At 72.9% G+C, this 24,977-nt stretch carries 24 protein-coding genes and 5 tRNA genes; 9 read left to right on the top strand and 20 right to left on the bottom strand.

The window, feature by feature from the left end; all coding sequences use genetic code 11:
• The first annotated feature begins 64 nt into the window (after nucleotides 1–64).
• Together ABZ576_RS14320 and ABZ576_RS14325 are read left to right on the top strand one after the other, a co-directional pair.
• On the top strand, nucleotides 65–1,906 hold the full coding sequence (locus tag ABZ576_RS14320; RefSeq protein ID WP_360739782.1) for an HSP90 family protein: 1,842 nt from the start codon (nucleotides 65–67) through the stop codon (nucleotides 1,904–1,906).
• Complete coding sequence (locus ABZ576_RS14325; RefSeq protein ID WP_360739783.1) at nucleotides 1,903–5,241, top strand: tetratricopeptide repeat protein; 3,339 nt, start codon at nucleotides 1,903–1,905, stop codon at nucleotides 5,239–5,241. The genes ABZ576_RS14320 and ABZ576_RS14325 overlap by 4 nt, the downstream gene beginning before the upstream one ends.
• A gap of 53 nt (nucleotides 5,242–5,294) precedes the next feature.
• Here the strand turns inward: ABZ576_RS14325 and ABZ576_RS14330 are convergent, their stop codons facing one another.
• Entirely contained in the window at nucleotides 5,295–7,178 is a 1,884-nt protein-coding gene (locus ABZ576_RS14330) for a DAK2 domain-containing protein (protein ID WP_360739784.1), read from the bottom strand.
• Between the two features lie 257 nt (nucleotides 7,179–7,435).
• Here ABZ576_RS14330 and rpmB point away from each other — a divergent pair, with 257 nt between their 5' ends.
• Nucleotides 7,436–7,621 (top strand): 50S ribosomal protein L28, encoded by a 186-nt coding sequence (gene rpmB / locus ABZ576_RS14335; protein ID WP_003993230.1) that lies wholly within the window; start codon nucleotides 7,436–7,438, stop codon nucleotides 7,619–7,621.
• Between the two features lie 155 nt (nucleotides 7,622–7,776).
• On the opposite strand, the gene thiD is transcribed toward rpmB, so the two are convergent.
• Both thiD and ABZ576_RS14345 read right to left on the bottom strand, forming a co-directional pair.
• Entirely contained in the window at nucleotides 7,777–8,610 is an 834-nt protein-coding gene (gene thiD / locus ABZ576_RS14340; RefSeq protein ID WP_360739786.1) for a bifunctional hydroxymethylpyrimidine kinase/phosphomethylpyrimidine kinase, read from the bottom strand.
• The gene (locus tag ABZ576_RS14345; protein ID WP_059252807.1) at nucleotides 8,607–9,572 is read right to left on the bottom strand and encodes a thiamine-phosphate kinase; all 966 of its coding nucleotides are present in this window, start codon (nucleotides 9,570–9,572) and stop codon (nucleotides 8,607–8,609) included. The genes thiD and ABZ576_RS14345 overlap by 4 nt, the downstream gene beginning before the upstream one ends.
• A 268-nt stretch (nucleotides 9,573–9,840) precedes the next feature.
• On the opposite strand from ABZ576_RS14345, the gene ABZ576_RS14350 reads away from it, so the two are divergent.
• A complete protein-coding gene (locus tag ABZ576_RS14350) occupies nucleotides 9,841–10,074 on the top strand; it encodes an Lrp/AsnC ligand binding domain-containing protein (RefSeq protein WP_059252806.1) in 234 nt (77 codons plus the stop codon).
• Between the two features lie 20 nt (nucleotides 10,075–10,094).
• Nucleotides 10,095–10,613 (top strand): DUF3515 domain-containing protein, encoded by a 519-nt coding sequence (locus tag ABZ576_RS14355; protein WP_360739788.1) that lies wholly within the window; start codon nucleotides 10,095–10,097, stop codon nucleotides 10,611–10,613.
• A gap of 30 nt (nucleotides 10,614–10,643) precedes the next feature.
• On the opposite strand, the gene ABZ576_RS14360 is transcribed toward ABZ576_RS14355, so the two are convergent.
• The 3 genes from ABZ576_RS14360 to ABZ576_RS14370 all read right to left on the bottom strand — a co-directional run bounded on the left by ABZ576_RS14360 (nucleotide 10,644) and on the right by ABZ576_RS14370 (nucleotide 13,900).
• Nucleotides 10,644–11,801, bottom strand: coding sequence for a D-alanine--D-alanine ligase family protein (locus ABZ576_RS14360; protein WP_360739790.1), 1,158 nt, complete (start codon nucleotides 11,799–11,801; stop codon nucleotides 10,644–10,646).
• Nucleotides 11,802–12,116: 315 nt separating this feature from the next.
• Nucleotides 12,117–13,127: an NAD(P)H-dependent glycerol-3-phosphate dehydrogenase gene (locus ABZ576_RS14365; protein WP_360739792.1), complete on the bottom strand. Its 1,011-nt coding sequence runs from the start codon at nucleotides 13,125–13,127 to the stop codon at nucleotides 12,117–12,119.
• Nucleotides 13,124–13,900 (bottom strand): lysophospholipid acyltransferase family protein, encoded by a 777-nt coding sequence (locus ABZ576_RS14370; protein WP_360739794.1) that lies wholly within the window; start codon nucleotides 13,898–13,900, stop codon nucleotides 13,124–13,126. Before ABZ576_RS14370 ends, ABZ576_RS14365 begins: the two co-directional genes overlap by 4 nt.
• A 153-nt stretch (nucleotides 13,901–14,053) precedes the next feature.
• Here ABZ576_RS14370 and cofC point away from each other — a divergent pair, with 153 nt between their 5' ends.
• Both cofC and ABZ576_RS14380 read left to right on the top strand, forming a co-directional pair.
• Entirely contained in the window at nucleotides 14,054–14,692 is a 639-nt protein-coding gene (gene cofC, locus ABZ576_RS14375) for a 2-phospho-L-lactate guanylyltransferase (protein ID WP_360739795.1), read from the top strand.
• A gap of 61 nt (nucleotides 14,693–14,753) precedes the next feature.
• Nucleotides 14,754–14,957 carry a hypothetical protein gene (locus tag ABZ576_RS14380; RefSeq protein ID WP_360739796.1) on the top strand — a complete coding sequence of 68 codons (204 nt, stop codon included), beginning with the start codon at nucleotides 14,754–14,756 and terminating at the stop codon, nucleotides 14,955–14,957.
• Nucleotides 14,958–15,028: 71 nt separating this feature from the next.
• Here ABZ576_RS14380 and ABZ576_RS14385 read toward each other — a convergent pair whose 3' ends face one another.
• From ABZ576_RS14385 to leuC, 4 genes are all read right to left on the bottom strand, one after another.
• Nucleotides 15,029–15,709 carry an HU family DNA-binding protein gene (locus ABZ576_RS14385; RefSeq protein WP_360739797.1) on the bottom strand — a complete coding sequence of 227 codons (681 nt, stop codon included), beginning with the start codon at nucleotides 15,707–15,709 and terminating at the stop codon, nucleotides 15,029–15,031.
• A 136-nt stretch (nucleotides 15,710–15,845) separates the two neighbouring features.
• A complete protein-coding gene (locus tag ABZ576_RS14390) occupies nucleotides 15,846–16,076 on the bottom strand; it encodes a hypothetical protein (protein ID WP_360739798.1) in 231 nt (76 codons plus the stop codon).
• A 264-nt stretch (nucleotides 16,077–16,340) separates the two neighbouring features.
• Nucleotides 16,341–16,934 (bottom strand): 3-isopropylmalate dehydratase small subunit, encoded by a 594-nt coding sequence (gene leuD, locus ABZ576_RS14395; protein WP_360739799.1) that lies wholly within the window; start codon nucleotides 16,932–16,934, stop codon nucleotides 16,341–16,343.
• A 6-nt stretch (nucleotides 16,935–16,940) separates the two neighbouring features.
• Nucleotides 16,941–18,368: a 3-isopropylmalate dehydratase large subunit gene (leuC, locus tag ABZ576_RS14400; RefSeq protein WP_360739801.1), complete on the bottom strand. Its 1,428-nt coding sequence runs from the start codon at nucleotides 18,366–18,368 to the stop codon at nucleotides 16,941–16,943.
• Between the two features lie 209 nt (nucleotides 18,369–18,577).
• Between leuC and ndgR the strand changes: the two genes are divergently transcribed.
• Nucleotides 18,578–19,294 carry an IclR family transcriptional regulator NdgR gene (gene ndgR, locus ABZ576_RS14405; RefSeq protein ID WP_360739802.1) on the top strand — a complete coding sequence of 239 codons (717 nt, stop codon included), beginning with the start codon at nucleotides 18,578–18,580 and terminating at the stop codon, nucleotides 19,292–19,294.
• A gap of 151 nt (nucleotides 19,295–19,445) precedes the next feature.
• Here the strand turns inward: ndgR and ABZ576_RS14410 are convergent, their stop codons facing one another.
• Nucleotides 19,446–19,955: a DUF4188 domain-containing protein gene (locus ABZ576_RS14410; protein WP_360739804.1), complete on the bottom strand. Its 510-nt coding sequence runs from the start codon at nucleotides 19,953–19,955 to the stop codon at nucleotides 19,446–19,448.
• 81 nt (nucleotides 19,956–20,036) lie between these two features.
• Here ABZ576_RS14410 and ABZ576_RS14415 point away from each other — a divergent pair, with 81 nt between their 5' ends.
• Nucleotides 20,037–20,681 carry a MerR family transcriptional regulator gene (locus ABZ576_RS14415; RefSeq protein WP_360739805.1) on the top strand — a complete coding sequence of 215 codons (645 nt, stop codon included), beginning with the start codon at nucleotides 20,037–20,039 and terminating at the stop codon, nucleotides 20,679–20,681.
• An 80-nt stretch (nucleotides 20,682–20,761) separates the two neighbouring features.
• Here the strand turns inward: ABZ576_RS14415 and ABZ576_RS14420 are convergent.
• The 9 genes from ABZ576_RS14420 to ABZ576_RS14460 all read right to left on the bottom strand — a co-directional run bounded on the left by ABZ576_RS14420 (nucleotide 20,762) and on the right by ABZ576_RS14460 (nucleotide 24,816).
• Nucleotides 20,762–20,834 (bottom strand) — tRNA-Glu (locus ABZ576_RS14420).
• Nucleotides 20,835–20,862: 28 nt separating this feature from the next.
• A tRNA-Gln gene (locus ABZ576_RS14425) sits at nucleotides 20,863–20,934 on the bottom strand.
• 21 nt (nucleotides 20,935–20,955) lie between these two features.
• A tRNA-Glu gene (locus ABZ576_RS14430) sits at nucleotides 20,956–21,028 on the bottom strand.
• A gap of 28 nt (nucleotides 21,029–21,056) precedes the next feature.
• Nucleotides 21,057–21,129 (bottom strand) — tRNA-Glu (locus ABZ576_RS14435).
• A gap of 21 nt (nucleotides 21,130–21,150) precedes the next feature.
• A tRNA-Gln gene (locus ABZ576_RS14440) sits at nucleotides 21,151–21,222 on the bottom strand.
• 90 nt (nucleotides 21,223–21,312) lie between these two features.
• Nucleotides 21,313–22,044, bottom strand: a complete 732-nt coding sequence (locus ABZ576_RS14445) for an HAD family hydrolase (protein ID WP_360739806.1) — start codon at nucleotides 22,042–22,044, stop codon at nucleotides 21,313–21,315.
• 81 nt (nucleotides 22,045–22,125) lie between these two features.
• Nucleotides 22,126–23,610: a glutamate--tRNA ligase gene (gene gltX / locus ABZ576_RS14450; protein WP_360739808.1), complete on the bottom strand. Its 1,485-nt coding sequence runs from the start codon at nucleotides 23,608–23,610 to the stop codon at nucleotides 22,126–22,128.
• Entirely contained in the window at nucleotides 23,594–24,379 is a 786-nt protein-coding gene (locus tag ABZ576_RS14455; RefSeq protein ID WP_360739810.1) for a fumarylacetoacetate hydrolase family protein, read from the bottom strand. Before ABZ576_RS14455 ends, gltX begins: the two co-directional genes overlap by 17 nt.
• Before the next feature lie 242 nt (nucleotides 24,380–24,621).
• Nucleotides 24,622–24,816 (bottom strand): hypothetical protein, encoded by a 195-nt coding sequence (locus ABZ576_RS14460; RefSeq protein WP_360739812.1) that lies wholly within the window; start codon nucleotides 24,814–24,816, stop codon nucleotides 24,622–24,624.
• Between the last annotated feature and the right edge of the window lie 161 nt (nucleotides 24,817–24,977).

Consider the following 24,977-nt stretch of genomic DNA (forward strand, 5'->3'; position numbering starts at 1 on the left):
TCACCGCCCCGCCGGGACCGCCCGACCCCGCGCCGCCACGCACTCCCCCGCCGGCGCAGTGACGATGGACTCGCAGCCCTCACACCAGGCATCCCAGCCACCTCACCCACCTCACTCACCTCATACGTTCCAGGTCGACCTGCGCGGTCTGGTGGACCTCCTCTCGCACCACCTCTACTCCAGCCCCAAGGTCTATCTGCGCGAGCTGCTGCAGAACGCCGTGGACGCCGTCACCGCCCGGCGCGCCGCGGAGCCGGATGCCCCGGCGCGGATCCGGCTGTACGCCGCGGACGGCGGGCTGCGGGTGGAGGACACCGGTGTCGGGCTCACCGAGCCGGACGTGCACTCCCTGCTGGCGACCATCGGGCGCAGCTCCAAGCGTGCCGAGGGCCTGGCGGAGGCCCGGTCCGAGTTCCTCGGCCAGTTCGGCATCGGGCTGCTGGCCTGCTTCCTGGTCGCCGAGCGGATCCGCGTGGTCAGCCGCAGCGCCCGTACGCCCGGGGCCCCGCCGGTGGAGTGGACGGCCCGCGACGACGGCTCGTACACCGTGCGGACGCTGCCCGCCGCGGAGCGCCCCGAGCCGGGTACGACCGTGTACCTGACGGCGCGGGCCGGGGCGGCCGAGTGGCTGGCGCCCGACCGGGTGCGCGCGCTCGCCCGGGACTTCGGCTCCCTGCTGCCGTACGACGTCCGGGTCGGCGACGAGCCCGTCACCGAGCTGCCCGCCCCCTGGGACCGCGCCCACCCGGGTCCGGCCGGCCGCAGGGTGGCGCTGGCCCGGCACTGCCGGGAGCTGTTCGGGTTCACGCCGCTGGACTCGATCGACCTGGACGTGCCGCTGGCCGGGATCCGCGGGGTGGCGTACGTGCTGCCGTCGGCGGTCAGCCCGGCCCAGCGGGCGACGCACCGCGTGCACCTGAAGGGCATGCTGCTCACCGAGCGGGCCGAGCAGCTGCTGCCGGACTGGGCGTTCTTCGTGCGCTGCGTACTGGACACCGACAGTCTGCGGCCCACCGCCTCGCGCGAGTCGCTGTACGAGGACGAGACGCTCGCCGCCGTACGGGACGCGCTGGGCGAAAGGATCCGGTCCTGGCTGACCGGGCTCGCGGCCGGTGACCCGGAGCGCCTGTCGGCCTTCCTGGCCGTGCACCACCTGGGCGTGAAGTCCCTGGCCCGGCACGACCGGGAGATGCTGCGCACCATGCTGCCGTGGCTGCCGTTCGAGACGACCGACGGGCAGCTGTCCCTGGAGGAGTTCGCGCGGCGGCACCCGGTGGTCCACTTCACGCGGAGTGTCGAGGAGTACCGGCAGGTCGCGCCGATCGCCTCGGCGCAGGGCGTCGGCGTGGTCAACGGCGGCTACACCTACGACAGCGAGCTGGTCGAGGCGCTGCCGCGGGTGCGGCCGGGGACGGTGGTCGCCGAACTGGACGCGGACACCGTGACCGCGCACCTGGACGCGGTCGACCCGGGCGAGGAGCTGGCACTGTCCGGTTTCCTGGCCGCCGCGCAGGCCCGGCTCGATCCGCTGGGCTGCGACGTGGTCCTGCGGGCCTTCCACCCGCTGTCCGTGCCCGCGCTGCACCTGGACGACCGGGCGGCCCGGCACGAGCAGGCCCGGGCGGAGGCCGAGGAGCGGGCCGACGACCTGTGGGCGGGCATCCTGGGCTCGCTGCGCGGCAGCGCCCCCCGCGCGCGTCTGGTGCTCAACCACCTCAATCCGCTGGTCCGGCGGATCGGCGCGCTCCGGGACCCGGAGCTGATCGGCACCGCGACCGAGTCGCTGTACGGGCAGGCGCTGCTGATGGCGCAGCGGCCGCTGCGGCCGGCCGACTCCGCGCTGCTCAACCGGGCGTTCATCGGGCTGCTCGCATGGGCGACCCACGGAGAGGGTGACGGACGATGAGTGAGATCACGGATCTCGACGCGCTGCGCCGGGCGCTGGCGGAGAACTCCGAGCAGCCGGAGGGCCCGGCCCGCAACGCGCGCGCGGAGCACCTGCTCGCCGAGGCGGAGCGGCTGGACGTCCCGCTCGCCGTGATCGAGGCGCTCGGGCACCAGCTGAAGGTCTACAACTACAGCTCCGAGAAGGACAAGATGTTCGTCCCGTTCGCGCGGCTGCTGCGCATGTGGGACGAACGGCCCGAGGACTTCGACGAGTACGAGGCGCACTCGCTGCACTGGGTCTTCAAGTGGATGTCGGCGGGCATGCTGGACCAGCCGCACGTCCCGCTCGCCTCGATCGAGAAGTGGCTCGGCGAGATGGAGCACCGCTACCGGCTCGCCGGGCACTCCGAGCGGGCCGTGCGCAGCGCCGAGTTGAGCGTGGCCGCGCACATCGGGGACCTCGCCCGCGCGGAGCGGGCGTACGCCGCGTGGCTGGCCGCCGACCGGGACCGGATGGCCGACTGCCACGCCTGCGAGCTGCACGCGCAGGGCACCTGGCAGGTGCGGTGCGGCCGGGACGCGGAGGCGCTGCGGCTGTGGCGGCCGGTGCTGGAGGGCGAGTTCGCCTGCGCGCACGAGCCGCACACCGTGCTGGCCTCCTCGCTGGCCCCGCTGCTGCGGCTCGGCCGCGTGGAGGAGGCCCGGGCGCACCACCTGCGGGGCTTCCGGCTGGTCCGCCCGATGGAGAGCATGCGCGGCGCGTACGCCGACCACGTGGAGTTCTGCGCGCTGACCGGCAACGAGGCGCGCGGTCTGGAACTGCTCGCCGAGCGGCCGGCGTACTTCACGGACACCGGGCACCCGCGCAGCCGGCTGGACTTCATGGCCGTCGTGACGCTGCTCATGGACCGGCTGACCGAGCTGGGGCTGGGCGAGCGGCGGGTGCCGGGGCCGGCCGGGCGGACCTGGACGGCTCGGGAACTCGCATCGCACGCGCGCGCGGAGGCGACGGAACTGGCCGGCCGGTTCGACCGCCGCAACGGCACCTCGTCCGTCGGTGACCGGGTCGCCGCGCGGATGGCCCAGCGCCCGCTGGTGGAGCGGCTGCCGCTCGGGGTGCGTACGGTTCGCCCTGCGCCGCCCGCACCGGCGGCCGCGCCCCCGGTGTCACCGGGCCCGCCCGGGGCGCCGGGGGGCTCCGGCGAGTCCGGCCTGGCCGCCCTGCTCGCCGAGGCACGGCACCTGTCGGACGCCCTGCGGCCGCACGCCCTGGAGGCGTGGGCGGCCGTCGCGCGGGCCGCGGGGGACGGCGCCGGGCTGGCACCGCGCGACCGCGCGGAGATCGCCGACCACGAGGCGATGGCCCGCGGGCCCGAGGGCCTGCCCCTGTTCGAGCGGGCGGCGGCGCTGTACGCGGAGGCCGGCGACCCCGGCGAGGCGCTGGCGGCTCGCGCACGCGGGGCGTACGTCCGCGCGCTCACCGGCGAAGTGGCCGAGGCCCTGGCCACGGTCACGGGCCTGTACGACGAGGTGCTCGCGCTCTACGCCGACGAGGGCACCGGCGTGCGGCAGACCGCCTCGGTGGTGATGAGCCGGGCGCGGATCCTGATGCGGCGGGTGCACGAGGCCGCCGGGGCGGGCGACGCGGGTACCGGCACGGCCGGGTCCCCCGGACCGGCTGCCGCGGACACGGGTCCGGCCGCCGCGGACACGGGAGCGACCGCCGCGGACACCGGCACGGCCGGGTCCCCCGGACCGGCTGCCGCGGACACGGGTCCGGCCGCCGCGGACACCGGGCCGACCGCCCCGGCCGCCGGCCCGACCGCGGGGGCGGCCGGTGCCGGCACCGGCACCGGCACCGGGCAGACCGCCGACGCCGAGCCCTCGGACGGCGGGCAGGCCCCCGGCAGCGGCCCGCAGGCCGGACGAACGGCAGGTGCCGACCGTGCGGAGGCCGGGCAGGTCGCCTCCGGGGCCTACCAGGCCGTCCTCGTGGCCGAGGCGGCCGTGCGGGAGGTGCTGGCGCTCGTCGAGGGGCGCGGTGGGGGCGACGTACGGCTGGCGGCACGGGCGGCCGAGGCGCGGGCGATGCTCGCCGAGCTGGCCGGGCTCACCGGGGACGCCGAGCGGGCGGCCGCGTTGTTCCGGCAGGCCGCCGGCGCGTACGTGGCCGCCGGGCTGCCGTGGTTCGCGGTGGAGTACGAGGTGCAGATCGCGGCACTGGCCCACCAGGCCGGCGACCTGGCCGGCGCCGAGCAGGCGCTGCGGGCGGCCGTGGAGCACGGCGGGCCGTACGTGGAGCCGGTCGGGCGGGCCCAGCTGCACCTCCAGCTCGCCGAGGTGCTCGGCGGCCGGGACGCGGCCGCCGAGGCGGCCGAGCACGCGCTGGAGGCCGCGCACTGGGCCGACGAGGCCGGCGAGAGCGGCACGCTGGGCGCCTGGGCGCGGCAGCAGCTCGGCGGCTTCCTGCTGCGCCTCGGCCGGTACGCGGAGGCCGCCGAGGTGCTGGAGTCCGCGCTGGCCGACCTGAGCGCCGACACGCACGGCGACGGGATCGTCGTCCAGGCGCACTGGTGGCTCGGGGACTGCCTGGCCGAGCTGGGCGAGCACCGGGCCGCCGCCGAACAGCGGCTCGCGGCCGCCGGCCTCGCCCGCCACTGGCCCGAGCAGCAGGACCACGCCACGCTCGCCCACCTCGCCGCCGAGTCGCTGGGCAGCGCCGGCCTGACGGAGGAGGCCGACCGCGCCTACGCGCGCGCGGGCGACCTGTGGCGCGCCCTTGGCAACGCGCAGTTCCTGGTCCGCTCGCTGCGTGCCCGCGCCTGGCTGGCCCTGGGCGGGGGGCCCGGGCCGGCGGACGCACGCGCGCTGATGGCCCGGGCGGTACGGGAGTGCGAGACGGCACTGGCGGCGGCGGGACCGGCGGAACGGGAGGAGCTGACCGCCGAACTCGGCGCCACGCACCGGCAGTTCGCGGAGCTGCTGGCCCGCTCGGCACCCGAGGAGGCCGAGGACACGGCGATCCGGGCCGCGTTCGAGGCGGCGCTGGAGCAGATGACCCGGTCCGTGGCGGTGTTCGACACGCTCGGCGCGGCCGGGCTGCACAGCCGTACCGGCGCGGAACTGGCCGCGGGCTGGCTGGAGGCGGATCTCGGCCGCCCGGCGCGGGCGGCGGCACGCGCGCGTGCGGTGCTCGCGGCCTACGCGGGCACCGACGACGGCGGCGAGAGCGTACGGGCGCGACGGGCGGAGGCCGACCAGCTGCTGGAGGCGGCGGCGGAAGCGGAAGCGGCGGCCGCGGCGGAGGAGGGGAACGGGGAACGGACGGGTGCCGAGGCCGGACCGCGGGGCTGAGCCACGGGGCGCCACCGCACGCCGGTGGACGGCGCGCCGAGCCCGCCGGACCGTCACTCCACGCCGATGAGCAGCAGCGCGCCCTGTCTGCCGCCGCGGTACACCACCGTGTCCACCGCCAGGTAGGACTCCCGCACGCGGGCCTCCAGGCGCGCGGCGACGGTCCCGGGCGCCTCGTCGCCGACGACGAGCGTGACCAGCTCGCCGCCGGCCTGGAGCATGCGGTCCAGCACCGTCCGGGCGGTGGCGGTGACGTCCGTGCCGATCACCGCCACATCGCCGTCGATCAGGCCGAGCACGTCGCCGGCCTGGCAGATCCCGGCCGTCGTCCACGACTGGTGCTCGGCGACGACGACCTCGGCGTACCGGGTGGCGCCCGCCGCCGAGGTCATCTGGACGACGTCCTCGTCGAACCGGCGCTCCGGCTCGTGCACCGCGAGCGCGGCGATGCCCTGGACCGCCGAGCGGGTCGGGATCAGGGCCACCCGGATGCCCTCGGTGCGGGCCTGCTCGGCCGCGGCGGCGGCCGTGTGGCGCAGCTCGGCGTCGTTGGGCAGCAGCACGACCTCGCGCGCGTGGGCGCGCCGTACGGCCTGCACCAGTTCCCCGCTGGCGGGCGGCTCCCCGGGGCGGGCCAGGACGGTGGTGGCGCCGGCCTCGGTGTACAGCCCGGCCAGGCCCTCGCCCGGTACGACGGCGACGACCGCCCGCTGGGCGGGCTCGCGGGGCGGGCGTCCACGACCGGTGTGCGCGTCGCCGAGCCCGAAGTGCGTGATCCGGATCCGGTACGGCCGCCCGGCCTCGACCCCCGCCTCCACGGCGGCGCCCGCGTCGTCGACGTGCACATGGACGTTCCACAGCCCGTCGCCGCCGACCACGACCAGGGAGTCGCCGAGGGTGTCGAGGCGCGTGCGCAGCCGGGCCACGGCCGCGTCGTCGGCCTCCAGCAGGTAGATCACCTCGAAGGCGGGGCCGCCGGCGTCCGCCGCGTCGGCGCAGAGGTCGGGTGCGGCAACGTCCTGCCCGCGCGCGTGCCCGGCGGGAGCGGCTCCCGGTGCCTGCGGGGCGCCCGCGGGGAGGGCCTCACCGGGCAGGGGCCCCCCGAGCGGAGTCCCCGCACGCGGAGCATCACCCGGCGAGGTCTCCCCGCGCGGCGCCTCCCCCGGCACGCCCTGCCCGAGCGCCCCCTCTTCCGGCGCGGCCCCCGCGAGCGGCGCCTGCCGACCCGAGCCCTCTCGACCCGAGCCCTCCCGGCGCGAGCCCTCCCGGCGCGGCGCCTGCCGTACCGACTCCCCCGTGAACACCTCCACCAGTGCGCCGAGCACCGCCACCAGCCCCCGCCCGCCCGCGTCCACCACTCCGGCCCGCTTCAGCGCGGCCAGCTGGTCCGGGGTCGCCGCCAGCGCCGCCCGCGCGCCCTCGTAGGCGGCCCGCGCGACCGTCCCGCAGTCGCCCTCGGCCCCCTCGGCGGCCTCGGCGGCCGCCGAGGCGACCGTCAGCACCGTGCCCTCGACCGGACGCGCCACGGCCTGCCGGGCGGAGTCGGCGGCCCGGCGCAGGGCCAGCCCCAGCCCGGACCCGTCGGTATGAGGGGCGTCACCGTTCTCCGCGAGCACCTGCGCCATGCCCCGCAGCAGCTGCGCGAGGATCGTCCCGGAGTTGCCCCGGGCCCCGATGAGCGCCCCGTGGGCCATGGCTCGTACCGCGTCCGCGAGCGACGGCTCCGCACAGCCGGTCTCGTACCCGGCGAACACCGCCTCCACGGCCGTCGCCGCCGACTCCAGGGTCAGGTAGAGGTTGGTGCCGGTGTCGCCGTCCGCCACCGGATAGACGTTGATCGCGTCGATCTCCTCGCGGGCCCGGCCCAGTGCCCGCAACGCCAGACCGCACCAGGTGCGCACCGCGAGAGCATCGAACGTCTGCGGCACCTGCGCCACCTGCGCCTCCCTGAGCTGGCTGGACGTGGGACGCAGCGTAGACCCCGGACCGGTGTCCTCCGGAAGAGGGCCGGGGAGGGGCCCTGAGCTGCCATGGTAGTTTCGTTCTACGGGCGCAGCCGTTGTATGCTGCTCCGGTTGCCCGATCCGATCGGGCTATTCCCCCTGGCAGCGCCACTCAAGATCTCGGTTTTAGGATCTCGATCCCGGCATGCCGGGATCAACCGTAAGTGCATCTGAAGTCTTTGGAGTGACCCGTGGCTGCCAACTGCGACGTCTGCGGCAAGGGGCCGGGCTTCGGCAACAACATCTCGCACTCGCACCGCCGTACGTCCCGCCGCTGGAACCCGAACATCCAGCGTGTGCGTACCGTGGTCGGCGGGACGCCGAAGCGCGTGAACGCCTGCACCTCGTGCATCAAGGCCGGCAAGGTCTCGCGCTGACGCTACAGCTGAGCGCGCGGCCACCAGCTGGTTCGCTGCACTGAGCCGGTCCACCTCAGGGTGGACCGGCTTTTTGCCGTGCCCTGCCGTCGCCGGCCGCGTACAGCCGTGTCCTGCCGTCGCCGGCCGTGTCCTGGCCCCGGGAAGCCGGGGGCTCAGAGGGTGTCCCGCCGCAGCCTCCACCCGTGGTCCACGGGTCCGATACCGGTGCCGAGGGAAAAGCCGGCGGCGATCGCCCCGGTGACGTACTCCTTGGCCGCCCTGGCCGCCTCCGGCACGCTCAGGCCGCGCGCCAGGCCGCAGGCGATCGCGGAGGCGAGGGTGCAGCCGGTGCCGTGGGTGTGCCGGTTGTCGTGGCGCGGGGCGCGCAGCCAGTGCTCCTCGGCGCCGTCGGTGAGCAGGTCCACCGCCTGGTTCCCGCCCGCCCGGCCGGTGTCCGCGGGCAGGTGCCCGCCCTTGATCAGCACCCACCGCGGGCCGTGGGCCAGCACGGCCGCCGCGGCCCGCCGCAGGTCGTCCTCGGACTCGACGCGGACACCGGTGAGTTGCGCCACCTCGTCGAGGTTGGGGGTGGCCACGGTCGCCGCCGGCAGCAGCTTCGTCCGTACGGAGTCCAGCGCGGAGGCGGCCAGCAGCGGGTCGCCGTGCTTGGAGACGCCCACCGGGTCGACCACGGCGGGCGCGTCCGTGCCGGAGATCAACTCGGCGACCGCCTCGACCAGTTCGGCGGAGGACAGCATGCCGGTCTTCACGGCCTGGACGCCGATGTCGTCCACCACGCTGCGGTACTGGCCGCGGACGGCCTCCACCGGCAGCTCCCAGGCGCCCTGCACGCCGAGCGAGTTCTGCGCGGTCACGGCCGTGATCACGCTCATGCCGTGCACGCCGTGCGCCAGCATCGTCTTCAGGTCGGCCTGGATGCCGGCGCCGCCGCCCGAGTCCGAGCCGGCCACCGTCAGCACCCGGGGCGGCGCTCCGTGGGCGCTCACGACTCGATGTCCCCGAAGTGGTCCCAGCCGCCCTTGCTGGTCCAGGGCGCCCCGTCGACGGTCACCTGGGGCAGCGCGGAGGGGTTGAGCACCTCGCCGATGACCTTCCAGCGGGCCGGCAGCTTGGCGTCCGGCGGGAAGGTCGCCACGATCGCGTGGTCCTCTCCCCCGGTCAGCACCCACTGGAGCGGGTCCACGCCCACGGCCTGCCCGATGTCGTTCATCTGCGTCGGGATGTCGATCGCGCCGGAGCGGATGTCGATGCGGACCTTGCTGGCCTCGGCGATGTGCCCGAGGTCGGCGATCAGCCCGTCGCTCACGTCGCACATCGCGGTGGCGCCGAGCGCGGCGGCGGCCGGACCCGCGTGGTACGGCGGCTCGGGGCGCCGGTGGGCCTCCACGAAGGCGCGCGGCGAGCGGAAGCCCCGGGCGAGCACCGCGTACCCGGCCGCCGACCAGCCGAGCCAGCCGGTGACGGCCACGATGTCGCCGGGCTGGGCACCCGCGCGCGTGACCGGCTCCTGGTTGCGCAGGTCGCCGAGCGCGGTGATGGACACCATGATCGTGTCGCCGCGTACGACGTCCCCGCCGACCACGGAGGCCCCGGCGACCTGGCACTCGTCGCGCAGGCCGTCCATCAGCTCGGTGGGCCAGGTGACCGGCAGCTCGGCCGGGACCACCAGCCCGAGCAGCAGCGCGGTCGGTACGGCGCCCATCGCGGCGATGTCCGCCAGGTTCTGCGCGGCGGCCTTGCGGCCGACGTCGTAGGCCGTGGACCAGTCGCGGCGGAAGTGCCGGCCCTCCAGCAGGATGTCGGTGCTCGCCACCACCCGGCGGTCGGGCGCGGCGACCACCGCGGCGTCGTCGCCGGGGCCGACCCGGACCGCCGGGGTGGTGGTGAGACGGGAGGTGAGCTCCCTGATGAGCCCGAACTCCCCGAGCTCACCAACAGTGCCCTTCATGTCCCTTGCTCCCCTTCTCTGCCGTGCCGTGCCCGGTCGCGCGTCATCAGTGTCCCCGATACGGTCGAGATGACCGCCGCCGCGGTCGTCCCGGCCGCCGGCACGGCCGCGACGACCGTCGAAACGGTCCGGGTGACCGTCAACTTCCGTCGTGCCTGCACCCTGGCGCGCAAGCCCGGTTCCCGCAGGTCTCCCCGCGGGGAGCGGCGACGCGATACCGTGGCGTTCCTTTTCCCCACATGATCCTCGTGGCCGCCCTGGAGGTTCCGTGGTACAGGCGTACATCCTGATCCAGACGGAGGTCGGCAAGGCGTCGACCGTCGCCGAGACGATCAGCAAGATCCCTGGAGTGCTCCAGGCCGAGGACGTGACGGGACCGTACGACGTCATCGTGCGCGCCCAGGCCGACACGGTCGACGAACTCGGCCGCATGGTGGTCGCGAAGGTCCAGCAAGTGGACGGCATCACGCGCACCCTGACCTGTCCGGTCGTGCATCTGTAGCCCCCGTCTACGCTTGGCCGGTGAACATCTTCCGTCACCGGCCGCTCGGCCTGCTCGCGCCCGCCCTGCTCATCGTGGTCGCGGGCTGCTCCACCGCGGACGACGTCACCGTGGCGGTCCCCACCCCCGACGCGAAGACCGCCCCGCTCTGCCGTGACCTGGACAAGGCACTGCCACGGAAGGTGGACGGGCGAAGCCGCCAGGACCCCGAGCCCCGGTCCGCCTACACGGCGGGCTGGGGAAACCCGGCGATCATACTGCGCTGCGGCATCGTCCGGCCGCCGAAGATGGTCGATCCCAAGGTCGCCCTCGGCGACGACCCGAACGCGATCGGCGGCGGGGTGAACGGGGTCGACTGGCTGATGGAGAAGCAGGACGACGGGACGTGGCGGTTCACCACGTCCGGTCGCCGTGCGTACGTGCAGGTGACGCTGCCGGAGAAGCTGTCCGGGCCGGACGACAGCGCCCAGGTGCTCATGGACCTGGCGGCGGCCGTGAAGAAGGCGGTCCCGAAGGGGCTCGCCTCCATGCGGCACTGACCCGCGCCGGTCAGCGCGGTCCGGCGCCGGTCAGCGCAGTCCGGTCGAGCGGCGCAGCGCCGCCTGCACCAGGCGGTCCACCAGCTCGGGGTAGGCGATCCCGCTCGCCTGCCACATCTGCGGGTACATCGAGATCGGCGTGAAGCCGGGCATGGTGTTGATCTCGTTGATCACGAACTCGCCGTCCTCGGTGAGGAAGAAGTCCGCCCGGACCAGACCCTCGCAGGAGGCCGCCTCGAACGCCTCGACCGCGAGCCCGCGCACCTCGGCGGTCTGCTCCGCGGTGAGCGGGGCCGGGACGACGCCGGGCGTGGAGTCGATGTACTTGGCCTCGAAGTCGTAGTACGCGTGCGCGTCCGGCGGCGGGATCTCGGCCGGGACGGAGGCCCGCGGGCCGTCCTCGAACTCCAGGACGCCGCACTCGATCTCCCGGCCGCGTACGGCCGCCTCGATGAGGATCTTCGGGTCGTGCGCCTGCGCCTCGGCGATCGCCTCGTCCAGGCCGGAGAGGTCGTCGACCTTGGTGATGCCGATCGACGAACCCGCGCGCGCCGGCTTCACGAACAGCGGCCAGCCGTGCTCGCCCGCGAAGTCGACGATCTTCTTGCGGGCGGCGGACTCGTCCCGGGCCCACTCGCGCGGCCGGATCACCACGTACGGGCCGACCTTGAGCCCGAAGGAGGTGAACACCCGCTTCATGTACTCCTTGTCCTGGCCGACGGCCGAGGCGAGGACCCCGGAGCCCACGTACGGCACGCCGGACAGCTCCAGCAGGCCCTGGAGGGTGCCGTCCTCGCCGTAGGGGCCGTGCAGCACCGGGAAGACGACGTCGACCTCGCCGAGCGCCTTGGGCACGGAGCCGGGCTCGCTGTAGACGACCTCGCGGTTGGCGGGGTCGACGGGGAGCACCACGCCGCCCTCATGGGACTCCGCCAGCTCCTCCACGCTCGGGGTGCGCCGGTCGGTGATGGCCATCCGCTCCGGCTCGTCGGCCGTCAGCGCCCAGCGGCCGTCCGCGGTGATGCCGATCGGCAGGACGTCGTACTTCGTCCGGTCGATGGCCTTGAGGACGGCGCCGGCGGTGACCACGGAGATCCCGTGTTCGGAGCTGCGGCCGCCGAACACGACGGCGACGCGCGGCTTGCGCGACGGCTGCTCAGGGCTCTGGGGAAGGTTCTCGGTGCTCATATCGCGATGAGAGTACCCGGAGGTAGCGCCCAAGTCAGCGCGCGCTCCCGGGCCGTCGCTCAGCGTCGCACGGACGGTCGCGGAGCGTCGCGCGGGAACCTCCGGAGGTGATGTCCGGCAGGGGCGCCGACCGGCTCCGGCACGGCCGCCGGCCGGACCGGAACGACTCCCGCCGCGTCCGACGGGACCCCCGGCCGGGCCCGTGCGGGCCGCGGCCGGACCGGGGCCGGACCGGGGCCGACCGTGCCGGGTACGGGGGCGCCGGGGGCGGTGGCGGTAGCGGTGGCGGTCGGAGGGTGCGTGCCGGTCGGGGGGTCAGTGCCGCTCGGGCTTGGCGCTGCGGGCCATCAGTTCCTTGAGCGCGGCGACCGGCGACTTGCCCTCGTGCACGATGCTCACGACCGTCTCGGTGATGGGCATGTCGACGCCGTGCCGGCGGGCCAGACCGAGCACGGACTCGCAGGACTTGACGCCCTCGGCGGTCTGCCGGGTGACCGCGATGGTCTCCTCCAGCGTCATCCCCTTGCCGAGGTTGGTGCCGAAGGTGTGGTTCCGGGAGAGCGGCGAGGAGCAGGTGGCCACCAGGTCGCCCAGGCCCGCCAGTCCGGAGAAGGTCAGCGGGTCGGCGCCCATCGCGAGGCCGAGCCGGGTGGTCTCGGCGAGTCCGCGTGTGATGAGCGAGCCCTTGGCGTTGTCGCCCAGTCCCATGCCGTCGGCGATGCCGACCGCGAGCCCGATGACGTTCTTGACCGCGCCGGCGAGTTCGCAGCCGACCACGTCGGTGTTGGTGTACGGCCGGAAGTACGGGGTGTGGCAGGCGGCCTGGAGCCGCTGGGCGACCTGCTCGTCCGTGCACGCCACGACGGCCAGGGCGGGCATGCGGGCGGCGATCTCGCGGGCCAGGTTGGGCCCGGTGACCACGGCGACCCGGTCGGCGCCGACCTTGGCGACGTCCTCGATGACCTCGCTCATCCGCATGGTGGACCCGAGTTCGACGCCCTTCATCAGGGAGACGAGGACGGTGTCCGGCGCGAGCAGCGGGGTCCACTCGGCGAGGTTGGCGCGCAGGGTCTGGGAGGGGATCGCGAGGACGGTGAAGTCCGCGTCCCGCAGGGCCTCGGCCGGGTCGGCGGTGGCGCGCAGGTTCTCCGGCAGTTCCACGCCGGGCAGATAGTCGGGGTTGGTCCGGGTGGAGTTGACCGCCTCGGCCAGCTCCGGACGGCGGGCCCACAGGGTCACCTCACAGCCGGCGTCGGCGAGGACCATGCCGAAGGCGGTGCCCCACGAACCGGTGCCCATGACGGCCGCCCGCACAGGGTTGCTCACTTGCTCTGCCCTTCCGCTTGCCTGCCCCGCGTCTGCGTCTGTGCCGCGGTGCGGCGCCGCTGCTCGATCCGCTCGCGGCGCGGGTCGTACGGCGTCTCGGGCGCCTTCTCGCCGCGGATCTCCTCCAGGAGGCGGGTGATCGCCGCCATGATGACCTCGGTGGCCGCCTTCAGCACCTCGGGGGTCATCTCCTGGTCGTAGAACCGGGAGAGGTCCACGGGCGGGCCCGCCAGCACGTGGTGGGTCTTGCGCGGGAAGAGGTTCGGCTTCTTGGCGTACGGCGGCAGCAGTTCGTTGGCGCCCCACTGGGCGACCGGGATGACCGGGCACTTGGTCTGGAGGGCGACGCGGGCGGCACCGGTCTTGCCGGTCATGGGCCAGCCGTCCGGGTCGCGGGTGAGGGTGCCCTCGGGGTAGAAGGCGACGCACTCGCCGCGCTGCACGGCGTCGATGGCGGCGCGGAAGGCGCTGAGCGCGTCCGTGGACTCGCGGTAGACGGGGATCTGCCCGGTGCCGCGCATGGCGGCGCCGACGAATCCCTTCTTGAAAAGCCCGCTCTTCGCCAGGAATCGCGGGACCCGCCCGGTGTTGTACTGATAGTGCGCGTACGCGAAGGGGTCCACGTGGGAATTGTGGTTCACCACGGTGATAAATCCGCCCTCGGCCGGAATGTGCTCCATTCCACGCCAGTCCCGCTTGATCAGAGCCACCAGCGGCGGTTTGCAGATCACCGCGGCGAAGCGGTACCAGAAGCCGATTCTGCGGCGGGACACAAGGACACCTTCCTCTAGGACTGCCACCCCGGCGGGGGCCGCACAAGTGTGGCCCCGGGCCGCCGGTCTGTCGAGAACACCGTACGCCCCGCCACCGGACGCGCCGGATGGCCCGGGGGACAATGATCGCGACGAGAGAGGGACGGTACGCCGGTGCAGTGGAGCTTGGTCATCCCCCTGAAGCCCCTCACACGGGCCAAGAGCAGGCTCGCGGACACCGCCGGCGACGGGCTGCGCCCGGCCCTGGCACTGGCGTTCGCGCAGGACACCGTGGCAGCGGCGCTGGCGTGCCCGGCCGTGGCGGATGTGGCGGTCGTCACGGACGACGAGCTGGCCTCCCGCGAGCTGGGCGCCCTGGGCGCGCGGATCGTGCCGGACACCCCTGCAAACGGTCTGAACGCCGCTCTGGCGCACGGCGCGGCCGCGGTGCGGGAAATCCGCCCCGCCGCCCCGGTCGCGGCCCTCAACGCCGATCTGCCGGCACTGCGCGCGCGGGAACTTTCCCGGGTACTCTCCGCCGCCGCGGAATTCGGCCGCTCATTCCTGGCGGACGCGGCGGGCTCGGGCACGACACTGCTGGCCACGGCCCCCGGCCGGGAATTGCGGCCGGCGTTCGGTATTGATTCCCGTTTCCGGCACCGGGCCTCCGGTGCGACGGAACTCGCGCTCGCGGGGGTCGATTCGGTCCGCCAGGACGTGGACAGGGGGGCCGATCTGCGCGCGGCGCTGTCCCTGGGGGTGGGCCGGCACACGGCCGCGGTGTCGACCAGGCTGCCGATCCCGGGACCTTAGGGGGCCGGTGGGCGCACCGCGGCCCCGGCGGCGAACGGCCGGAGGCACTACGCTGACTGCCATGCAGGCCACCGCATACACCTACGACCCGGAGACCCGCAGCGGCCAGGTACTCCTCGACGACGGCACCCCGGTGCCCTTCGACACCGCCGCGTTCGACGCCGGAGACCTGCGGCTGCTGCGTCCCGGGCAGCGGGTGCGGATCGAGACGGAGGGCGAGGGCGACGCCGTCCGGATCACCCTCGTAACCCTTCAAACCCTGTAACCGCCCTTACACACGCCGCGGGCCGGGCTCCCCAGGGGAGTCCGGCCCGGCGCGTGAGTGCCTCGGCGGCCTTACGAGGTGGCCTTGCGGGCGGTGGTCTTCTTGGCGGTGGTCTTGCGGGCCGTCGACTTCTTGGCCGGGGCCTTCTTGGCGGTGACCTTCTTCGCCGGGGCCTTCTTGGCCGTCGTCTTCTTGGCGGTGGTCTTCTTCGCCGCCGCCGCGGTGGTCTTGGCGGGCGCCGTGGTGGTCTTCTTGGCGGCGGGCGCCTTCTTCGCAGCGGTCTTCTTCGCCGCGGTGGCCGTGGTCTTCTTCGCAGCGGCCTTCTTCGTGGCGGCACCCGTGGTCTTCTTCGCCGCACCCGCCGTCTTCTTGGCGGCGGCCTTCTTGCCGGCGGCCTTGGCGATGGTGGGCGGAGCGCCGGACAGGCTGCCCTTGGGCGCCTTCTTGACCGAGACCTCGCCGCCCCGCGGAAGCTTCTTGGAGCCGCTCACCAGGTCCTTGAAGCCCTGACCGGCGCGGAAGCGCGGCACGGAGGTCTTCTTGACCCGAACCCGCTCGCCCGTCTGGGGATTGCGGGCGTAGCGGGCGGGGCGGTCCACCTTCTCGAAGGACCCGAAGCCGGTGACCGAGACCCGCTCGCCCGCGACGACCGCGCGGACGATGGCGTCCAGGACATGATCGACGGCATCGGCGGCCTGCTGGCGGCCGCCCAACTTGTCGGCAATCGCTTCTACGAGCTGCGCCTTGTTCACGTCTTCCCCTTCGGAGACATCGCCAGAACGAAAGTGTTCAAGCTTTTTCGCACGTTAGGCAGATATATACCGCAAATCAAACACGAAACGGGCTTATCACCCTTGTGCCGCAACGGACTCGGTTGTCCCGGGCTGTTCAGCGGTCCTCGTCGGGGATCCGACCCTCGTCGAGGTCCGCGGTGAACCGCTCGAGCCGCCTTGCCGCACCGGCGAGATCGTGCTTGGCCGCGGCCGTAATGACCAGCAGCTTCCGGGTCAGCGCCATCCGTACGCCCTCCGGGACTTGCAGTGCGCGCACTTTCGCGTGCGCTTCCTTGAGCTGGTTCGCGACCGCCGTATACAGCTGGAGTTGGCCGTCGTGTTCCATGCACAGATTGTGCCATCTGGGGCGAGTTGTCGCCTGCCCAGGGGGCAACTGCCGCCTCAAATGGCCTTCCAGGCACTTGCGGAGGACGCGAACACAGCACTCACGTACCCGCACAACGGCCTTCCTAACGTGGGAAGTTGGGCCTGACCGGGGGGCACGGCAGGGCCGTTCGGGTGCAGAAACGGCTGTACCCCCGATCGTGGCGATCGGGGGTACAGAGGGGATGTTGGGGTGGCCGAAACCCGACCCGTCCGGGGCGGTGGATCAGATCTGGAGGGTCCGCGGCTTGTGCGTGGGCCGCTTGGCCTCGTACGCGGCGATGTCGGCCTCGCTCTGAAGCGTGATGGAGATGTCGTCCAGGCCGTTCAGCAGCCGCCAGCGGGAGTTCTCGTCCAGCTCGAAGGAGGCGGTGATGCCCGTCGCACGCACCTCACGAGCCTCAAGGTCCACAGTGACCTCAGCAGTGGGATCCTGTTCCGTCAGCTCCCACAGCGCGTCCACGATCTTCTGGTCCAGGACCACCGTGAGCAGGCCGTTCTTCAGCGAGTTGCCCCGGAAGATGTCGGCGAAGCGGGAGGAGATCACGGTCTTGAAGCCGTAGTTCTGCAGCGCCCAGACGGCGTGCTCGCGGGAGGAGCCGGTGCCGAAGTCGGGGCCGGCGACCAGCACGGTCGCGCCCTGCCGCTCGGGACGGTTGAGGACGAACTCGGGGTCCTTGCGCCAGGCCTCGAAGAGCCCGTCCTCGAAGCCGTCCCGGGTGACCTTCTTGAGCCAGTGGGCCGGGATGATCTGGTCGGTGTCGACGTTGGAGCGGCGCAGCGGGACGGCCCGGCCGGTGTGCGTGGTGAATGCTTCCATGGCTGATCAGACTCCAGCGGGCGCGGCGGTTGCGTCGGACAGGTCGGCGGGCGAGGCCAGGTGGCCGAGGACGGCCGTGGCGGCCGCGACCTGCGGCGACACCAGGTGCGTACGGCCGCCCTTGCCCTGCCGGCCCTCGAAGTTGCGGTTGGAGGTGGACGCCGAGCGCTCGCCCGGGGCCAGCTGGTCGGGGTTCATGCCCAGGCACATCGAGCAGCCCGCGTGCCGCCACTCGGCGCCGGCCTCCTTGAAGACCACGTCCAGGCCCTCGGAGACGGCCTGCAGACCGACCCGCGCGGAACCCGGGACGACCAGCATCCGTACGCCGTCGGCGACTTTGCGGCCCCGCAGGATGTCGGCGGCGGCCCGCAGGTCCTCGATCCGGCCGTTGGTGCACGAGCCTACGAAGACGGTGTCCACGTCGATGGAGCGCAGCGGCTGGCCGGCCGCCAACCCCATGTACTCCAGGGCCTTTTCGGCGGCCAGGCGCTCCGAAGCGTCTTCGTACGAAGCCGGGTCGGGGACGTTCGCCGAAAGCGGCGCACCCTGGCCCGGGTTGGTGCCCCAGGTGACGAACGGCGACAGCTCGGCGGCGTCGATGACGACCTCGGCGTCGAAGACGGCGTCGTCGTCGGTCCTCAGGGTCTTCCAGTAGGCGACGGCCGCGTCCCAGTCGGCGCCCTCGGGGGCGTGCGGGCGGCCCTTGAGGTAGTCGAAGGTGGTCTCGTCGGGGGCGATCATGCCCGCGCGGGCACCGGCCTCGATCGACATGTTGCAGATGGTCATCCGGGCCTCCATCGAGAGCTTCTCGATGGCGGAGCCGCGGTACTCCAGGATGTAGCCCTGGCCGCCGCCGGTGCCGATCCGGGCGATGATCGCCAGGATCAGGTCCTTGGCGGTGACGCCGTCGGGCAGCTCGCCCTCGACGGTGATCGCCATGGTCTTGGGGCGGGCCAGGGGCAGCGTCTGGGTGGCCAGCACGTGCTCGACCTGCGAGGTGCCGATGCCGAACGCCAGCGCGCCGAAGGCGCCGTGCGTGGAGGTGTGCGAGTCACCGCAGACGACCGTGGTGCCGGGCTGGGTCAGGCCCAGCTGCGGGCCCACGACGTGCACGACGCCCTGCTCGACGTCGCCCAGCGGGTGCAGCCGCACCCCGAACTCGGCGCAGTTCTTGCGCAGCGTCTCCAGCTGGGCGCGGGAGACGGGGTCGGCGATGGGCTTGTCGATGTCGAGGGTGGGGGTGTTGTGGTCCTCGGTCGCGATGGTGAGGTCGAGGCGGCGCACGGCGCGGCCGCTCTTGCGGAGCCCGTCGAAGGCCTGGGGGCTGGTCACCTCGTGCAGCAGGTGCAGATCGATGAAGAGGAGGTCGGGCTCGCCCTCGGCGCGCCGGACGACGTGGTCGTCCCAGACCTTCTCCGCGAGTGTCCTACCCATCGCTTTCCCTCCGGCCGGCACACGTCCACCGGCCCAACTCGAGATCTTGGGGGAGCGGCGACTGCCCTTGTGAGGGGCCCCATGAAGTCGTGATTCCGGGCGTCCGCCGCCGGGCCCGTTGGTCTGCGGGCCGCTGTGTGTTTCCAGGGTGGCGCGTTCCACGGAAAATTGAACTTGCGTTTCACAGAGTGAGACGTGAGTATCGTTGCATGGACAACAGTAGCGGCGTCGGCGTTCTGGACAAGGCGGCCCTCGTCCTGAGCGCTCTGGAGTCCGGTCCGGCCACCCTCGCGGGTCTGGTCGGGGCCACCGGACTGGCACGACCCACGGCTCACCGCCTGGCCGTGGCACTGGAACACCACCGCATGGTGGCACGCGACATGCAGGGCCGGTTCATCCTCGGCCCGCGCCTCGCGGAGCTTGCGGCGGCGGCGGGCGAGGACCGCCTGCTCGCGACGGCGGGCCCCGTGCTCACCCACCTCCGTGATGTCACCGGCGAGAGCGCACAGCTCTACCGGCGCCAGGGTGACATGCGGATCTGTGTGGCCGCGGCGGAACGCCTGTCCGGCCTGCGGGACACCGTCCCGGTCGGTTCCACGCTGACGATGAAGGCCGGTTCCTCGGCCCAGATCCTGATGGCCTGGGAGGAGCCCGAGCGCCTGCACCGCGGCCTCCAGGGCGCCCGCTTCACGGCGACGGCCCTGTCGGGCGTACGGCGGCGCGGCTGGGCGCAGTCCATCGGCGAGCGGGAGCCGGGCGTGGCGTCCGTCTCCGCGCCCGTGCGCGGCCCCTCCAACCGCGTGGTGGCCGCCGTCTCCGTCTCCGGCCCGATCGAGCGCCTGACCCGCCACCCCGGCCGTATGCACGCCCAGGCGGTCATCGACGCCGCGGCCCGCCTCTCGGACGCCCTGCGCCGCACGGGCTGAGCGGGACGCACGGAACGCCGGAAGGGCCTGCCCCAACGCCGCGGCAGGCCCTCCCCGCTTCCCCCCTGCTCCCCCGCCCCCGCTCCCCCGGTTCCTGCGCCCCCCGCCCCGCCTCGGCCGGCCCGCGGCCCCGCTCGCTCCGGATTCCCCCTCAGCCGGCCCGGTCCGCCGCCGGCCCCTGCCGGGACCGGTGGGCGAAGCGGTCCTTGGCGTACCGGCCCCGCTGCTCCAGGGGCACCTGTCCGTGCGCGGCCGCCAGCCCGAACGCCGGCATGTCGGCGTAGATCGCCTCGTACGACCCCTCCGGCACGACGTACGCCTCGTGCCAGATCCCGACCTGCCCGCACAGCCGGCCCTCGCGCTCCTTGCGGTTGAGCGCGGCCCAGGCCTTGTGGTGGAAGGCGTCCGGCGCGGTCGCGTAGGCGTACAGCTTCTCCTTGGACTCCCAGTACTGCACGACGTAGTACGTGCGCGGCGACGCCGTCAGCATCACCTTGGCGAGCAGCCCGCGACCGGGGTCCTGCTCCAGCTCCCGCAGCATGCGGAACATGCCGAGCATCACGGGCAGCCACAGGCGCACCGCCCGGAAGCGGTTGATGCGCATACCGATCAGCAGGACGACGACCTCGCCCTTCGCGTCGGCGGTCGTTCGGGACACCATGAGTTCCCCCTCATCGGTGAGCGGCACTATCCAAGTAGCACATGCTTGGATAGTGCCGTTATCCAAGGAGGAACGCAAGGGATGCGGCTTGCCGAGCTGAGCAGACGCAGCGGTGTACCCACCGCGACGATCAAGTACTACCTGCGCGAAGGGCTGTTGCCGCCGGGCCGCCAGGTCAACACGACGACGGCGGAGTACGACGAGGAGCACCTGCGCAGGCTGCGGCTGGTGCGCGCGATGATCCAGGTCGGCCGGGTGCCGGTGGCGACGGTCCGGGAGGTGCTCGGGCACGTCGACGACGATTCCCTGGGCGGCGCGATGCACCTCGGCGCGGCGCTGTGGGCGCTGCCGCAGGTGCCGGAGCCGGACGAGGAGGACGAGTACGTCCGGGCCGCGCACCAGGAGGTCGCCGCGCTCCTGGACCGGCTCGGCTGGGAGAACGCCAAGCAGCTCACGAGCATCTCCCCGGCGTACCGCTCGCTGGTGGTGGGGGTGGCCGCGTTCCGCCGGCTCGGCTACGACTGGGGAGCCGAACAGCTCGCGCCGTACGCCGACTTGATGCACCGCACGGCCGTCCTGGACCTGGACAACATGGAGGCGTACCCGTCGGAGGCCGAGCAGGTCGAGTTCGCGATCCTGGGGGCGATCCTCAATGAGCCGGTGCTGAAGGCGCTGCACCGGCTGGCCCAGGAGGAGGAGTCGACGCGGCGGTACGGCTTCGGGTGAGCCGGCGGGCGCCCGGGGAACGGCGGGCGCCCGGGGAACGGCGAAGGCCCTCCACCGAGGTGGAGGGCCTTCCCTGTGCGTACCCCCGACCGGATTCGAACCGGCGCTACCGCCTTGAGAGGGCGGCGTGCTAGGCCGCTACACAACGGGGGCGTGGATCTTACGTTTCCGCAGATCCGAGCTGGTCTACCTGGACTCGAACCAAGACTAACTGAACCAGAATCAGTCGTGCTGCCAATTACACCATAGACCAATGATGGTTTAGACCAGTCAGTACCCCCGACCGGATTCGAACCGGCGCTACCGCCTTGAGAGGGCGGCGTGCTAGGCCGCTACACAACGGGGGCCCTAGCGATCCCGACGAGTCGAGATCAGTACCCCCGACCGGATTCGAACCGGCGCTACTGCCTTGAGAGGGCAGCGTGCTAGGCCGCTACACAACGGGGGCTTTGCAGATAAGCTCTGCGAGCTGGCCTACCTGGACTCGAACCAAGACTAACTGAACCAGAATCAGTCGTGCTGCCAATTACACCATAGGCCACTGGAACTCAAGCCCCTGCGGGGTTCTCGTTCTAGCTTGCTCCTCGGGGCTCCGGCCTTTCGGCCCGCTCCCCTCGGCGCAGGAAGAACATTACCCGAAGGTGGACGGGGCTCCAAAACGGGTATCCGCGCGGACGAGCGCCGGGAGTTCGGCGAGGGTCTGGATCCGGTGCGCGACGACCTCCCCGACGGCCCGCGCGTAGGCCGCTCCGCGGTCGATCCAGACGGCCAGCAGCCCGGCCTCGGCGGCGCCCCGCCCGTCGATCTCCGGGTGGTCGCCGACGTACGCCACCTCGTGCGGGGGCAGGCCCAGCGCCTCGCAGGCCGCCAGGAAGGCGCCCGCCTGCGGCTTGGAGACGCCCAGCTCGGCGGCGCACAGCACGGTCTCGAAGCGGTCGCGCAGGCCGAGCGTGCGCAGCTTGTGCTCCTGGACGGCGAGGCTGGAGTTGGACAGCACCGCGTGCCGGTGGCTGGCCGCGAGGGCCTCCAGGGCGGGCAGGACGTCCGGGAAGATGCGCCAGGCGGCCTCGTAGTGCCCCAGGTAGCGCTGGAACCAGGCGTCGGCCTCCGGGTCGCTCAGCACGGCACCGAGGAACACGCGCACCCGGTCGCGCCGCTGCTCCTGGAAGGAGCACTCCCCGGCCGCGTACCGCGCCCACTGCACCTCGGTGATCTCCCGCCACCGGGCAAGCGCCCGCTCGGGGCTCCCGTACCCGGCGAGCAGCCCTTCCGCCACCAGGTGCGCCCGCATGCCCTCGCGGTCCGCGGTCGTGTAGTCGAAGAGGGTGTCGTCCACGTCCCACACCACGGCCCGGATGCTCATGATCCGAACGTACCCGCCCGGTGGGGTACGCGACAGGGGCGGCACCCGGAGTTCCGGGTGCCGCCCCTGTGACCGATCGGGCTACGCGGCCAGCTTGGCCAGGGCCGCGTCGATCCTGGCCAGCGTCTTCTCCTTGCCCAGGATCTCCAGGGACTCGAAGAGCGGCAGGCCGACGGTGCGGCCGGTGACGGCCACGCGGACCGGGGCCTGGGCCTTGCCGAGCTTGAGGCCGTGCGCCTCGCCGGCGGCCAGGACGGCCTCCTTGAGGGACTCGGCGGAGGTCCAGTCCGCCGACTCCAGCTTCTCGCGGGCCGTGCGCAGGAGGGCGTCGGAGCCCTCCTTCATCGCCTTCGTCCAGCTCGCCTCGTCGGAGACCGGCTCCGGCAGGAAGAGGAAGTCGACGTTGTCGGTGATCTCGGAGAGCACCTTCAGACGGGTCTGGGCGTGCGGGGCGATCGCCTGCCAGCGGGCCTCGTCGAAGTCCTCCGGCGCCCACGGCGCGAAGGGCGCCTTCAGCCACGGGCGGCAGCGCTCGGTGAACTCCTTCACATCCAGCATGCGGATGTGGTCGCCGTTGATCGCCTCGCACTTCTTCAGGTCGAAGCGGGCCGGGTTGGGGTTCACGTCGGAGATGTCGAAGGCCGCGACCATCTCCTCGATCGTGAAGATGTCCTTGTCCGCCGAGAGCGACCAGCCGAGCAGGGACAGGTAGTTGAGCAGGCCCTCGGGCAGGAAGCCCTGCTCGCGGTAGAGGTTCAGGGAGGCCTGCGGGTCGCGCTTGGAGAGCTTCTTGTTGCCCTCGCCCATCACGTACGGCAGGTGGCCGAACTCGGGGATGCCCTTGGCGACGCCCAGCTCGATCAGCGCCTTGTACAGCGCGATCTGGCGCGGGGTGGAGGAGAGCAGGTCCTCGCCGCGCAGGACGTGGGTGATCTCCATCAGCGCGTCGTCGACCGGGTTGACCAGGGTGTACAGCGGGGCGCCGTTCGCCCGGACGATGCCGTAGTCGGGGACGTTCTCCGGCGTGAAGGTCAGCTCGCCGCGGACCAGGTCCGTGAAGGTGATCGGCTCGTCGGGCATGCGGAAGCGGACGATCGGGGCGCGGCCCTCGGCCTGGTACCGCTCGATCTGCTCGGCGCTCAGGTCCCGGCAGTGGCCGTCGTAGCCGGAGGGCCTGCCGGCGGCGCGGGCCTCCTCGCGGCGGGTGTCGAGCTCCTCCTGGGAGCAGTAGCAGCGGTAGGCGTACCCGCCGTCGAGGAGCTTCTGGGCGACCTCGGCGTAGAGGTCCATGCGCTGCGACTGCCGGTACGGCGCGTGCGGGCCGCCGACCTCGGGGCCCTCGTCCCAGTCGAAGCCCAGCCAGCGCATCGAGTCGAGCAGCTGGTTGTACGACTCCTCGGAGTCGCGGGCCGCGTCGGTGTCCTCGATGCGGAAGACCATGGTGCCCTGGTGGTGCCGCGCGAACGCCCAGTTGAACAGGGCGGTGCGGACCAGGCCCACGTGCGGGTTACCGGTGGGCGAGGGGCAGAAACGTACGCGGACATGTGCGCTAGCCACGCTTGACAACCTTGTTGGTGAGAGTGCCGATGCCTTCGATGGTGACGGCGACCTCGTCGCCGACGGTGAGCGGCCCGACGCCGGCCGGGGTGCCCGTGAGGATCACGTCGCCGGGGAGCAGCGTCATGGCCTCGGAGATGTTGACGATCAGGTCCTCGATGGGGTGGATCATCTCGCTGGTACGGCCGAGCTGGCGCTGTTCGCCGCCGACGGTGAGCTGGATGGTCAGGTCGTTGGCGCGGGCGAGGTCCAGCTCCGTCTCCACCCAGGGGCCGAGCGGGCAGGAGGTGTCGAAGCCCTTGGCGCGGGCCCACTGCTTCTCGCGCTTCTGCACGTCGCGGGCGGTGACGTCGTTGGCGCAGGTGTAGCCGAAGATCACGTCCTTGACCCGGTCGCGCGGGACCTCGCGGCACATCCGGCCGATGACCACGGCCAGCTCGGCCTCGTGGTGCAGCTCCTCGGAGAACGGCGGGTACTGGATCTCGTCACCGGGGCCGATCACGGAGGTGGACGGCTTGAAGAAGGCGAACGGCGCGTCCGGGACCTCGTTGCCCAGTTCGCGCGCGTGCTCGCGGTAGTTGCGGCCGAACGCCACGACCTTGTTGGGCAGCACCGGCGGGAGCAGTCTGACCTTGCTCACCGGCACCTTCGTCCCGGACAGTTCGTAGTCCGCGAACGGGATGCCCTTGATGATGTCGAGGACGAGTTCGTCCTGCTTGTCGCCCTCGACCGCGCCGAAGGCTACGTTCCCGTCGATGGAGAACCTGGCGATGCGCACGGGATCCTGCGCCCCTCACTGAGAACCGGCGTACTGACGCCCCAGGTTATCGGAGCTCTTCGTCACTCTGCGCTTCCGGGGACATCGCCGCAGGTCAGAGGCGGGTCACCGGAGCCCGCGCGCCGCTCCTCCGCAGAAGGCGGCAGCCGGTCACCCCGAGCCGGAGCCGGCCCCACAGACGAAAGCGCGGCCGGAAGGGCCGTCGCCGGCTCCCTTCCGGCCGCGCCCGGCCGGGCCGTTCGTCACTCGCCCGCCGCGGCGCCCGCGCCGGCCGGGATCTCCTCGAGGATGGTGCGCCGGGGGTTGGCCGTCTGGGCCGGGAGGTCGACGGAGTGCTCCGGGAGCTCAGGCGTGTGCAGCTCGCCGGCGTCCTTCAGGTGCACCAGGGTCGTGCGCCGCGGGTTGGCTATCGTGCGGAACATCATCGTCGTCTTCACCGTTGTCGTCCTGTGCCCTCTGATCGGGTGGGTTGGCAGAGCCGTGCGTCCTGTAAAGCGTCAGGCTAAACATCCGATTCCCCGGCGAAGCCGCCAACTGCCCACGATGATCGTGTGAGTTTGCTCACGAACTCACGGGCAAACCGGTCAATTCCGGCCGA

Source organism: Streptomyces sp. NPDC013455, assembly GCF_040632975.1.
Classification (GTDB): domain Bacteria; phylum Actinomycetota; class Actinomycetes; order Streptomycetales; family Streptomycetaceae; genus Streptomyces.

Excerpts from the sequence above, each read along its gene's own strand:
- leuD (WP_360739799.1), bottom strand. The coding sequence starts at position 16,934 with ATGGAAGCATTCACCACGCACACCGGCCGGGCCGTCCCGCTGCGCCGC.
- ABZ576_RS14360 (WP_360739790.1), bottom strand. The coding sequence starts at position 11,801 with ATGAGCACCGAGAACCTTCCCCAGAGCCCTGAGCAGCCGTCGCGCAAG.
- ABZ576_RS14380 (WP_360739796.1), top strand. The coding sequence starts at position 14,754 with ATGCAGGCCACCGCATACACCTACGACCCGGAGACCCGCAGCGGCCAG.
- ABZ576_RS14325 (WP_360739783.1), top strand. The coding sequence starts at position 1,903 with ATGAGTGAGATCACGGATCTCGACGCGCTGCGCCGGGCGCTGGCGGAG.
- ABZ576_RS14345 (WP_059252807.1), bottom strand. The coding sequence starts at position 9,572 with ATGAAGGGCACTGTTGGTGAGCTCGGGGAGTTCGGGCTCATCAGGGAG.
- ABZ576_RS14410 (WP_360739804.1), bottom strand. The coding sequence starts at position 19,955 with ATGGTGTCCCGAACGACCGCCGACGCGAAGGGCGAGGTCGTCGTCCTG.
- leuC (WP_360739801.1), bottom strand. The coding sequence starts at position 18,368 with ATGGGTAGGACACTCGCGGAGAAGGTCTGGGACGACCACGTCGTCCGG.
- ABZ576_RS14390 (WP_360739798.1), bottom strand. The coding sequence starts at position 16,076 with ATGGAACACGACGGCCAACTCCAGCTGTATACGGCGGTCGCGAACCAG.
- ABZ576_RS14445 (WP_360739806.1), bottom strand. The coding sequence starts at position 22,044 with ATGAGCATCCGGGCCGTGGTGTGGGACGTGGACGACACCCTCTTCGAC.
- ABZ576_RS14415 (WP_360739805.1), top strand. The coding sequence starts at position 20,037 with ATGCGGCTTGCCGAGCTGAGCAGACGCAGCGGTGTACCCACCGCGACG.
- ndgR (WP_360739802.1), top strand. The coding sequence starts at position 18,578 with ATGGACAACAGTAGCGGCGTCGGCGTTCTGGACAAGGCGGCCCTCGTC.
- ABZ576_RS14320 (WP_360739782.1), top strand. The coding sequence starts at position 65 with ATGGACTCGCAGCCCTCACACCAGGCATCCCAGCCACCTCACCCACCT.